Raw genomic sequence first — 11,251 nt, forward strand, 5'->3', positions numbered from 1 at the left:
TCTGTCATCTCGACCTGAGAGCTTCACCGGTCCGCCCTATAGCGTTCCGGTTTTCACCGTCGGTGAGAGCGGGAGCCGTCGGCACCCGCCCTGCTTTCCAGAGTGACCTCGTCCATGCGGTACGTGTGCCTGAGAGTTTCCGGGGAGGGTTTGCTCCTTCGGCGCCTCCGGATCCTTCCGGAGGGCTCTCCCGCACGGGGTCAGCAGCCGCTTGCCAGACTACCAGCGGGCACAACCTGAGGGCCGTCGAGTGGCCGCCGTGCTGAATGTGCTCTTTTGTAGAGCTTACGGATGGGTTGCGACCAGTTGGAGGGACCGTGCAGACCGACATCGATCCGCGGAATCTTATCGGCCGCAAGGCGTTCGACCGGAACGGCGTGAAGATCGGCACGATCGACGAGGTCTATCTCGACGACGCGACCGGAGTGCCGGAGTGGGCGGCCATACGGACGGGACTGTTCAGCAGGGACGCGTTCGTGCCGCTGGAGCCCAGTCGGCTGGTCGAGGGCGCACTCTACGTGCCCTTCGAACGTTCGCTGATCAAGGAGGCGCCCGACTTCGGCGTCGGGCGGCACCTCTCCCCCGAACAGGAGCTGCAGCTCTACCACCACTACGGCCTCGATGTGGCCCCGCCGCCGGCACCGCCCGACCGCGACTTCGGGCGGCTCGCGGAGTCCGACGGCAGCTGAGCGCGGGAGTCCTCCGGCCCGGGCACGCCGCAGCGGGGCGGAGTCGTCACGCCCCGCGGTCCCCCGGTGCCGAACGGGTCTCGGCGGCCTCGGGTCTTCGTGGCACCAGAGGCAACGGATCCGTCGGCTCCAGCCCGGGATCGTCGGTAGGGAACGTACGCACGCGCCCGGGCTCCGAGTCGGGAGTCTCGAACCGTATGGTCACCTTGCCCAGACCGCTGCCCTGCACCCAGCCGTGCCCGTAGTCGGTGTGCCGCACATCCTGCCCGGCGCGCCAGACCGGCTCGGCCGGTACCGCCGGCTCCTCCGCGGCGGGCACGGCGGTGGCCTCCGCCTCCGGCTGCTCCTCGGCCGCCGCCTCATCCGCCGCCAGATGCGCCTGGGCGAACAGGTCCTCCTGGGTGTAGTCGGCGAGCCCGCTGACGCCGACGCCGAGCAGCCGGACCCCGCCGGTGGTGTCCACGGACTCCAGCAGGCGCGCGGCCGCCTCGCGCACCACCGTGGGGTCGTCCGTCGGTCCGCGCAGGGTCTCGGAGCGGGTCAGGGTCGAGAAGTCGTATCTGCGCACCTTCAGCACGATGGTCCTTCCCGAAAGCCCGGCGTCCCGCAGCCGCCGCACACATCGGTCCGCAAGCCGCTGCACCTCCAGGCCGACCCGGATCCGGTCGTGGATGTCGACGTCGTATGTGTCCTCGACCGATACCGACTTGGCCTCCCGCTCCGCCACGACGGGCCGCTCGTCCCTGGCCAGGGCCATCGCGTAGAGCCCCTGCCCATGGGCCTTGCCCAGCAGCCTGACGAGTTCGTCCTCCCCCGCCTCGGCGATCTCGTCGACCGTCGTGATCCCGGCCCGCCGCAGATGATCCCCGGTGGCGGGCCCGACCCCCGGCAGGGTGCGCACCGGCAACGGCCCGAGCAGCGCCCGCTCCGTGCCGGGCCGGATCACCACCAGGCCGTCCGGTTTGGCCTGCTCGGAGGCGATCTTCGCGAGCATCTTGGAGGCGGCCAGCCCCACGGAGCCCGTCAGCCCCGTGACCGACCGGATGTCGGCGCGCAGTCCGACCCCCACGAGGCGCGCCGACTCCTCGTCCCAGGCCGTTCCTCCGGCCTCCAGGTCCACGAACGCCTCGTCGAGACTCAATGGCTCCACCAGCGGCGACAAGGCCCGCAGCAGTCCCATGACCTGCTCGCTGATCTGCCGGTAGAACCCGAAGCGCGGCACCAGATACGCGGCGTTCGGCGCGAGCCTGCGTGCCTGGGCCATCGGCATCGCGGAGTGCACGCCGAAGACACGAGCCTCGTACGACGCCGTCGCCACCACCCCGCGCGGCCCGAGCCCGCCCACGACGACCGCCTTCCCGCGCAGGCTCGGCTTGGATGCCTGCTCCGCCGAGGCGTAGAAGGCATCCATGTCGAGATGCAGGATCGTGGGCGCGGTTCTCACATCTCCGATGCTGCCCTACGCCACTGACAATGCGGCCGGGCGACCGCGGCGCGTCTCAGACGGCGCGATTGCGGCGCCGCGCCAGCTCGTCCGCCGGGTTGTGGCCGACGATCGTCTCGCCGGTGTCGACCCGCTCCCCGTGCAGCTGCGACAGCGCGTTCTCCACGTCCCGCCACACGACGCCCACGGCGATGCCGAAGATGCCCTGTCCGCCCTGGAGCAGCTGGTGGACCTCGTCCGGCGAGGTGCACTCGTACACCGTCGCGCCGTCGCTCATGAGCGTCAGCCGCTCCAGGTCACGGAAGCCGCGCTCCCGGAGGTGCTGGACGGCGGTGCGGATGTTCTGCAGGGACACACCGGTGTCGAGGAACCGCTTGACGATCTTGAGGACGACGACGTCCCGGAAGCTGTACAGACGCTGAGTCCCCGAACCGTAGGCGGGTCGCACGCTCGGTTCGACGAGACCCGTTCTGGCCCAGTAGTCCAGCTGCCGGTAGGTGATGCCCGCGGCGGCGCACGCCGTGGGGCCGCGATAGCCGATGTCGATGTGCTCGGAAGCCGCCCCGGCGTCGCCCGGCACGGCCGTGGGCAGCTGGGCGGCGGAGCCGGACGCCTGACCTTGAGGGGGGTAGCTCCCGCTGGAACGGAGCCGAGAGGTTGAGGGAGGGTACGGGCCGCTCTCCCCCAGACCGCGTCCGGGGGCACCCCCTGCCGTGCCGCCGCCGCTGCTTCTCACGCCGACCTCCGTCCTTGACCTGCCTTCTCGACGGTAGGCAGTCACCAGGGGTGCGTCAACGATCGCCACACTCGGCACGCCGAGTGATAATCACCCTAGGAGTGGTTTCCCGTGCCCTTCCGCGGGGAAAGGCTAGCCGAATGCTCTGGCCACGGATCATGAGACGGCGCAGGTGCCTACGGCCGGGGCGGCGCACAATCGCCGTTCCTCAGGTGGCCCTGGGGTGCCCGGGCCTCGTCTCCACGGCTCAGCGCGGAGCGTCCCGCGCACTGCACGGCGCTCTGCTTCCCGACCCACGCTCGCCGCGCACACGTGCAACCACACCTCGCGGTCCGCACGCCCCGTCCGACAGGCCCCACTGGGGCCCGTCACTGGTTGCTCGTACCGAAGTCCTCCGGAGAGATCTGGTCGAGGAACTCGCGGAACTTCTCGACCTCGTCCTCCTGCTCGTCCGGGATCGCGATGCCCGCGTCGTCCAGCACCCCGTCACTGCCGTAGATCGGCGTCCCGGTGCGCAGGGCAAGCGCTATGGCGTCGGACGGGCGGGCGCTCACCTCGACACCGCTGGCGAAGACCAGCTCCGCGTAGAAGACGCCTTCACGCAGGTCGGTGATGCGTACTTCCGTGAGCTCCTGGCCGACGGCCTCCAGCACATCCTTGAACAGGTCGTGCGTCAGTGGTCTGGCGGGGGCCATGCCCTGCTGGGCGAACGCGATCGCCGTCGCCTCCCCGGGGCCGATCCAGATGGGGAGGTAGCGGTCGCCTCCCACTTCACGCAGGAGCACGATCGGCTGGTTGGAGGGCATCTCGACCCGGACACCTACGACATCGAGCTCGTTCACACAGCAACCCTAGGCCGTGGTCGGGACGTTTGGGTAGTCGGGCACGGAACGGCGGGGTGATCCGCCGTCGGCGAACCCGCCGGTTCAGGACAGCCGCACACCCAGGGCGGACTGCACCAGCGCCGCGTGCAGCTTCACCGCGAGCCCGGCCAGCTCCTTCGTGCGGGCCTCGGCGTGCGCCCTGGTCTGCGGATTGCGGTGCCGCCTCAGCGGTGCCACAACCTGGTCCACCAGGCCCGCCTCGCGGTCCGCGGCGGCCTTCATCACCCGAAGATGGCGCGGCTCGATACCGTGCCGGCCGAGTTCGGCCAGCAGAGTGGCCACGGTGACGGCGTCGGCGTCGTACAGCCCCTCCACATACGGCGTGACCAGGCCATACGACTCCCACTCGGCGAGCTGCTCGGCGCTGATCCCGGCGGCCGCCATCAGCTCGTCGCGGGCGATCCGGGCGGCCGGGGCGGCCTCGGGCTCACCCAGGAGGTCGCCGAGCAGCTCTCCGTCGCCGGTGTCACGCGGACGGCCCAGGGACGGCAACCGCACCTCCTCTCCCCGCTCCAGGGCCTCGAGGTGCTCACGGATGACCTTCAGCGGCAGATAGTGGTCCCGCTGCATCCTCAGCACCCGACCGAGGCGCTCGACGTCCCGTGCGCTGAACTTGCGATACCCCGACGGGGTGCGCTGCGGCTCGATGAGACCCTCCGACTCCAGGAAACGAATCTTGGAGACGGTGACTTCGGGAAATTCCTCGCGCAGCACGTTCAGCACGGTGCCGATGCTCATCAGCCCGCTGTCCGGGGCGGCGGTGCCGCTGTCGGCACCGCCGCTCGGTGTGTGAAGCATGGGACCTTCCCTGGGAGTCCCCCCGGACGGAGTCTGGGGGAGGGTCAGATGCCCCGCTGGTTGGCGTAGAAGACCAGCCTGTACTTGCCGATCTGCACCTCGTCGCCGTTGTGGAGCAGGACCTGGTCGATGCGCTCACGGTTGACGTACGTGCCGTTGAGGCTGCCGACGTCGGCGACCGTGAACGAACCGTCGGGGCCACGGCGGAACTCAACATGGCGACGCGACACCGTCACATCGTCCAGGAAGATGTCGCTCTGCGGATGACGCCCCGCCGTGGTCAGATCGCTGTCCAGCAGGAAACGGCTGCCCGAGTTCGGGCCGCGGCGCACCACCAGCAGCGCCGAGCCGAACGGCAGCGCGTCGACCGCGGCCTGCGCCTCCGGGGAGAGCGTGGGCACGGGCGTCTGGCCGGTCGCCTCCGCGTCGTACGCCTCCAGACCGGAAATGGAGATCGTGGACGTCGTCTCCGACGCACGCTCCGGAACCGCCCCGGGCCGAAGCGGCGCGCCGCAGTTGGAGCAGAAGCGGCTGTTCTCCGCGTTGCGGTGGCCGCACCTCGTACACACCAGGGCCGACATGCCCCCGAAACCTATGGTGCCGGACGTACCAGGGTCAACAGACGGCGCGCCCTGGCCTCCGGAAATGTCACCAGCCGGACCAGTGACCTGGTCCCGGAACAGCGGGCGCTGGCCCTCCGCGTCTTGCGGCTGTGCGCGATGCCGGGCAGCCGTGCTGGCGCTGCCCTCTCGCGCGCTCTTGCCGAACAACTTCGCAAACAACTTCACGGGCGATTCCCCTTGACCGAAACAGACCCGCCCGTGGGGCAGGACGAACCCTGATTGCATACACCGGCCGATCCGGACATCCTCACAACGTCCGTATCCACCAGACAGTTTCCACCACGCACCACCCATTCGGTGCGCCGACCCCCCGCAACCTGATGCCCTCGTCGGATGGGCTCCATGCACCCCCGGTTCACTGGGAGGACGACCGAGCGTAGTCAGGCTGCTTCGCCGCTCGCAAGGCGTCCACAACGATCTTCGTCGAACGTTCCACAGTGACGGTGGCCTGCTCTTTCTCCAGGGTCTGCACCACACCTCCCGGGATGTTGAGCGCCGGCTCGAGGTCCTGCGGCTTGCCGATGACCTTGAAACGATAGGGCTGGGTGATCTTGTTCCCGTCGACGCTGACGCTCTTCCCGGAATCCGACAGATAGGTGCCGGCGACGATCCTGACGCCGTTCACCTCTATGGCTTCGGCACCGGCCGCGCGCAGCTCCTGGATCGCGTCGAGCAGCATGTCCGCCCGGACCGCTCCCTTCGTGTCCCCGATGGTGATCGTGATGCCGGGTCCCTGCGCCGCCACCGTGCCCGCAAGGATGCCGAGTTGCTTCTCCTTCTCGGCGGTCTGCTTGCGGGCCTCCTCGGCACGGTCCGAGCTGTTCTCCAGCTCGGACCGCTGATCTTGGAGGCCCTGCTTCTCGTCCTGAAGACGCTGGGTGCGGTCGTCCAGTTCATCGAGGATGCGCACAAGATCCTCCTGGCGCGCGCCGCGCAGGGCACTGCTTCCGTCGCTGTTGGAGGCGACCTGGACAGCCAGGCCGAAGCCCAGGCCGAACAGCAGAACGGCGACGATGAGTTGGGCCCGGGTGACCCTCGGCGGCCACAGCCCCTTCACCAGACGCTGACGACCGGTCAGCCCGGCCCGGGGGTCCTCGGCCCCCTCGGGAGCCTGGTGAGTCCCGGGAGCCGGAGCGGGGACCTCCTGCGGAAGTTCCCTGCGCAGCCGGTGCTCGGCGCTCTGCCCGTCCTCGGCCCTGGGCTCCCTTTCCTGCCCGGGCTCCTGCTCGCGCCCGGGATCACGGTCCTGCCCGGGCTCCTGCTCGGGCCCGGAGTGCTGCTCCCGCCCGGGGGTCGCGTCCTCGTTGCTCATCGGTCTCACGCCCGGAACACGTGACGGCGGATCGCCGCGGCGTTGGAGAAGATCCGGATGCCGAGGACGACCACGACACCGGTCGACAGCTGCGCACCGACCCCCAGCTTGTCGCCGAGGAACACGATCAGCGCCGCCACCACCACGTTCGACAGGAACGACACGACGAAGACCTTGTCGTCGAAGATGCCGTCGAGCATGGCCCGCAGGCCGCCGAAGACGGCGTCCAGCGCCGCCACGACGGCGATCGGGAGATAAGGCTCGACGACCGCCGGAACCTCGGGCCGGACCAGCAGGCCGACCACGACTCCGACGACGAGGCCCAGTACGGCGATCACGATGTGCCCTTCCCTGTGCTCTGCTGTGCTGTACGTACGATCACACTTGGTGCTGCGGGCAGCCGGACGTCGGCCTCGGTGGCGATGCCTGTCCGGATCCCGTAGTTCTGCTGGAGCGCATGAAGGTACAGCCCGTCGGCGCTGTTCTGGAACCGGGTACTCAGCCGCTGACCGTCCCCCACCGCGAGCACCGTGTACGGCGGCACCAGCGGCCTGTTGTCGACCAGTATCGCGTCGCCCGCGGCCCTGATCGCCGACAGGGCCGTCAGCCGCTGTCCGTTGATCGCGATCGCTTCGGCCCCCGACTCCCACAGCCCGTTGACGACGCGCTGCATGTCACGGTCGCGCACGCGACCGGTGTCGGAGAAGCCGGAGGTCTCGCGGGGGTTGCCGTCACCGCCCGTGGTGGCTTCCTTGGCGTCGTTCACGACGAGCTTCACTCCGGGACCGTGCACGGCGACGGCGCCCGAGAGGATGCCCACCAGGTCGTCATCGCCGCCGTCGCTCTTCAGAGCCGCGCGCTGGCGTGCGCTCACGTCGTCGCGCAGCTTGTCGACCGTGGCCTCGAGCTTGTCCGCGGCCGCGGTCTCCCGCTGGATGCGGCCGATGAGTTCCTGACGCTCCTTGGCCACCGTCGGGGCCGCTATGCGGGCCTGTGCGGCGCCCACGGTCACCACGAGGGCGGCGAGCACAAGCCCGGCCGCGAGACCGAGCCTGGCCCGCACCGTCCGCGGCATACCGCCGGGGCCGTCGGCCTTCCGGGCTGCGGCCTCGGCGTATCCGTCGTCGAGGCTGTGATCCATGACATTGGTGAGCAACGACATGGAGGCGTCCGGACGCGACGGTCGCGTGGTTGTGCTCCGAACGGGGGGCGGCTGCGGCATGCCGCACATCGTCGCACGTCGTGCGCGATACCTCCGAACGGCCCCACCGGCGTGCCGGACAGGCCCCCTTGGAGACACTTGTCCGGCACGCGCGCGTGGTGGGTTTTTTACCGGCCGGCGCTGTCCACGACCGCCGACCACTCGTCCAGCAGTGCCTGCGCGGAAGCGTCGTCGGGGCCCTCGGCCCACAGGTGCGTGACGGCCTCGGCCGGGTCGGGCAGCACCAGCACCCACCGCCCGTCGGTCTCCACGACCCGCACGCCGTCGGTCGTGTCGACGAAGCGGTCCCCTGCGGCCTCCACGACCCGGCGCATCACCAGGCCCTTCACGGCCCAGGGAGTCGCGAGATCACGCTTGAGGACATGCGCCCGCGGAATCCGTGCGTCGATCTGGCTGAGCGTGAGCTGTGTGCGGGCCACCAGTCCGATGAGCCGCACGAAGGCGGCCGTCCCGTCGAAGACGCTGCTGAACTCGGGCACGATGAAACCGCCCCGCCCGTCTCCGCCGAAGATGGTCGACTCGTCCCTGCCCACGCGTGTGAGGTCGTCGGGCGAGGTGGTCGTCCACTCGACCTGCGTACCGTGGTACGCCGCCACCTGCTCGGCGATCCTCGTGGTGGTCACCGGCAGCGCCACCCGCCCGCTGCGCCGCTCGGCGGCCACCAGGTCGAGCATCACCAGCAGCGCCCGGTCGTCCTCGACGATCTTCCCCTTCTCGTCCACGAGCGACAGGCGCTCGCCGACAGGGTCGAACCGCACACCGAAGGCGGCACGCGAGGACGCCACGATCTCACCGAGTCGCACGAGCCCCGAGCGCCGCGCCTCGGCGGACTCCGTGGGCCGGGACTCGTCGAGACCCGGGTTGATCGTCAGTGAGTCCACACCGAGCTTGCCGAGCAGGCTCGGCAGGACGAGTCCGGCGCTCCCGTTCGAGGCGTCCACGACGACCTTGAGGCCCGACTCCGCGATCCCCGAGGTGTCGACACTCCGCAGCAGAGAACCGGTGTACGAGTCGAAGACGCTGGACGGGAAGTACAGGTCGCCGATCTCACCGGGGAAGGCACGCCGGTACTCCTGACGCGCGAACACCCGGTCCAGCTTTCGCTGCCCGGCCTGCGACAGGTCGGCGCCCTGTCCGTCGAAGAACATGATGTCGACGGAATCCGGCACACCGGGAGACGTCCGGATCATGATCCCGCCGGCGCTGCCTCGCGCGGTCTGCTGCCGGGCGACGGGCAGCGGCACGTTCTCCAGATCGCGTACGTCGATGGCGCTGGCCTGGAGCGCGGAGATGACCGCACGCTTCAGCGCACGCGCGCCGCGGGAGTGGTCGCGGGCCGTGGTGACCGTGGACCCCTTCTTCAGCGTCGTGGCATAGGCTCCGGCCAGCCGGACCGCCAGTTCCGGCGTGATCTCCACGTTCAGGATCCCGGACACGCCACGGGCGCCGAAGAGATGCGCCTGGCTCCGCGACTCCCAGATGACCGAGGTGTTGACGAACGCGCCGGCCTCGATGGTCTTGAACGGATAGACCCGGACATTGCCCTGCACGATCGATTCTTCACCGATGAGGCATTCATCGCCGATGACGGCACCGTCCTCGATCCGGGCCGCCCGCATGATGTCGGTGTTCTTTCCCACCACACAGCCACGCAAATTGCTGTGCTGGCCGATGTACACGTTGTCGTGGACGACGGCCTTGTGCAGAAACGCCCCGCTCTTGACGACGACGTTCGAGCCGACGACGGTGTGCTCACGGATTTCGGCGCCGGCCTCGACCTTGGCGTAGTCACCGATGTAGAGCGGACCGCGCAGTACGGCGTCGGGGTGTACCTCCGCACCTTCCGCAACCCATACGCCGGGAGAGATCTCGAAGCCGTCGATCTCGACGTCGACCTTGCCTTCCAGGACGTCTGCCTGCGCCTTCACATAGCTCTCGTGGGTGCCGACGTCCTCCCAGTAGCCCTCGGCGACATAGCCGTAGATCGGCTTGCCCTCCTTCATCAGCTGCGGAAAGACGTCGCCGGACCAGTCGACGGGCACATCCGGCTCGACGTAGTCGAAGACCTCGGGCTCCATGACGTAGATACCCGTGTTCACGGTGTCCGAGAAGACCTGGCCCCAGGTCGGCTTCTCGAGGAATCGCTCGACCTTTCCCTCTTCGTCGACGATCGTGATGCCGAATTCCAGCGGATTGGGCACCCGGGTCAGACAGACGGTGACCAGGGATCCCTTTTCCTTGTGGAAATTGATCAGATCGGTGAGGTCGAAGTCGGTCAGCGCATCACCGGAGATGACGAGGAAGGTGTCGTCCTTCAGTGCTTCCTCGGCGTTCTTGACACTCCCGGCGGTACCGAGTGGCTTCTCCTCATTGGCATAGGTGAGCTCCATCCCGAGCTCCTCGCCGTCACCGAAGTAGTTCTTGACCAGCGAGGCCAGAAATTGAACCGTGACGACGGTTTCGTTGAGCCCATGCCTTTTGAGCAGCCTCAGCACATGCTCCATGATCGGGCGGTTGGCCACGGGCAGGAGCGGTTTGGGCATGCTCGAGGTCATGGGGCGAAGGCGCGTGCCCTCGCCTCCGGCCATTACGACGGCCTTCATGTCGGAAGCGTCCTCCTCTAAAAGACGACGGTCCAGCCGACTTCACCCGTCTAGATTGTCCCGCAGTTTCCCTGCGCGGGCCATCGAGCCACTGCGGCCGCCGATCGGCGAGCTCAACCGGCCTTGGCTTCCGCTCGGACAAGACGGCGGACCTGGACCACGTAGAGAACTCCTGCCCACCAGTACAGGGTTGTACCCCACCCGGCGAACGCCCATCCGAAAATAGCAGCGAGTGACGCGATCCATCCGCTTCCGTCACTGAGAAGCAGCAGCGGGAAGGCGTACATCAAGTTGAAGGTGGCAGCCTTCCCCAGGAAGTTCACCTGGGGCGGCGGGTACCCGTGTCGCCTGAGGATGCCCACCATCACCAACAGGACCAGCTCGCGGGCCACGAGAACGCCGGTCAGCCACAGAGGCAGGATCCCGCGCCAGGTGAGGCCGACCAGCGTGGATGCGATGTAGAGCCGGTCGGCCGCGGGGTCGAGGAGCCGGCCGAGGCTGCTGATCTGGTTCCAGCGCCGGGCCAGCTTGCCGTCCAGATAGTCGCTGACTCCGCTCAGTACGAGCACGAGCAGCGCCCAGCCGTCGCTCTTCGGCCCGCCGAACTCGGGCCTGAGGATCAGCCACAGGAAGACGGGCACGCCGACGAGACGTGCCATGCTGAGGATGTTCGGGATGGTGAGGACCCGGTCTGTCTGGACACGGGTCTCTTGGACCTCCACCCGGGGGCCTCCTGCGGAAAACGAGCCAACGATGCCCCCTGACCCTACCCGCATGGTTCGCGCCGCGGTGCAGAGGGGGTCGAAACTTCGCGCTGAACGCAGAAAGCCCCCGTGCCGACTGGCACGGGGGCTTTCTCAAGAATTGTTCGGCGGTGTCCTACTCTCCCACAGGGTCCCCCCTGCAGTACCATCGGCGCTGTAAGGCTTAGCTTCCGGGT

The 11,251-nt window shown here is 68.7% G+C and carries 11 protein-coding genes, 1 rRNA gene and 1 riboswitch; of the genes, 1 reads left to right on the forward strand and 11 read right to left on the reverse strand.

All coding sequences use genetic code 11. The features are described 5' to 3' along the window. Window positions 1-107: 107 nt before the first annotated feature. A riboswitch (glycine riboswitch) is annotated at window positions 108-203 on the reverse strand. Between the two features lie 114 nt (window positions 204-317). Next, window positions 318-689: a PRC-barrel domain-containing protein gene (locus tag LZ604_RS31240; RefSeq protein WP_234519278.1), complete on the forward strand. Its 372-nt coding sequence runs from the start codon at window positions 318-320 to the stop codon at window positions 687-689. Between the two features lie 46 nt (window positions 690-735). Here the strand turns inward: LZ604_RS31240 and LZ604_RS31245 are convergent, their stop codons facing one another. From LZ604_RS31245 to rrf, 11 genes are all read right to left on the reverse strand, one after another. Further along, a complete protein-coding gene (locus LZ604_RS31245) occupies window positions 736-2,133 on the reverse strand; it encodes a DNA polymerase IV (RefSeq protein WP_234519279.1) in 1,398 nt (465 codons plus the stop codon). 55 nt (window positions 2,134-2,188) lie between these two features. Next, on the reverse strand, window positions 2,189-2,869 hold the full coding sequence (locus tag LZ604_RS31250) for a MerR family transcriptional regulator (protein ID WP_234519281.1): 681 nt from the start codon (window positions 2,867-2,869) through the stop codon (window positions 2,189-2,191). A 368-nt stretch (window positions 2,870-3,237) separates the two neighbouring features. Next, window positions 3,238-3,711 (reverse strand): bifunctional nuclease family protein, encoded by a 474-nt coding sequence (locus LZ604_RS31255; protein WP_067026588.1) that lies wholly within the window; start codon window positions 3,709-3,711, stop codon window positions 3,238-3,240. Window positions 3,712-3,795: 84 nt separating this feature from the next. Continuing rightward, the gene (gene ftsR, locus LZ604_RS31260) at window positions 3,796-4,551 is read right to left on the reverse strand and encodes a transcriptional regulator FtsR (protein WP_234519282.1); all 756 of its coding nucleotides are present in this window, start codon (window positions 4,549-4,551) and stop codon (window positions 3,796-3,798) included. Window positions 4,552-4,595: 44 nt separating this feature from the next. Beyond that, a complete protein-coding gene (locus LZ604_RS31265; RefSeq protein ID WP_234519283.1) occupies window positions 4,596-5,468 on the reverse strand; it encodes a double zinc ribbon and FHA domain-containing protein in 873 nt (290 codons plus the stop codon). Between the two features lie 61 nt (window positions 5,469-5,529). Continuing rightward, window positions 5,530-6,486 carry a DUF881 domain-containing protein gene (locus LZ604_RS31270; protein ID WP_234519284.1) on the reverse strand — a complete coding sequence of 319 codons (957 nt, stop codon included), beginning with the start codon at window positions 6,484-6,486 and terminating at the stop codon, window positions 5,530-5,532. A gap of 5 nt (window positions 6,487-6,491) precedes the next feature. After that, on the reverse strand, window positions 6,492-6,824 hold the full coding sequence (locus tag LZ604_RS31275; protein ID WP_019708255.1) for a small basic family protein: 333 nt from the start codon (window positions 6,822-6,824) through the stop codon (window positions 6,492-6,494). Next, window positions 6,821-7,648, reverse strand: a complete 828-nt coding sequence (locus tag LZ604_RS31280; RefSeq protein ID WP_234519285.1) for a DUF881 domain-containing protein — start codon at window positions 7,646-7,648, stop codon at window positions 6,821-6,823. The genes LZ604_RS31275 and LZ604_RS31280 overlap by 4 nt, the downstream gene beginning before the upstream one ends. A gap of 167 nt (window positions 7,649-7,815) precedes the next feature. After that, window positions 7,816-10,311, reverse strand: a complete 2,496-nt coding sequence (locus tag LZ604_RS31285; RefSeq protein ID WP_234519286.1) for a mannose-1-phosphate guanyltransferase — start codon at window positions 10,309-10,311, stop codon at window positions 7,816-7,818. A gap of 113 nt (window positions 10,312-10,424) precedes the next feature. Continuing rightward, window positions 10,425-11,033 carry a cardiolipin synthase ClsA gene (gene clsA, locus LZ604_RS31290; protein ID WP_234519287.1) on the reverse strand — a complete coding sequence of 203 codons (609 nt, stop codon included), beginning with the start codon at window positions 11,031-11,033 and terminating at the stop codon, window positions 10,425-10,427. 144 nt (window positions 11,034-11,177) lie between these two features. After that, window positions 11,178-11,251, reverse strand: a 5S ribosomal RNA gene (gene rrf, locus LZ604_RS36600); the annotation flags it as partial.

Source organism: Streptomyces glomeratus (assembly GCF_021462825.1).
Classification (GTDB): domain Bacteria; phylum Actinomycetota; class Actinomycetes; order Streptomycetales; family Streptomycetaceae; genus Streptomyces; species Streptomyces glomeratus.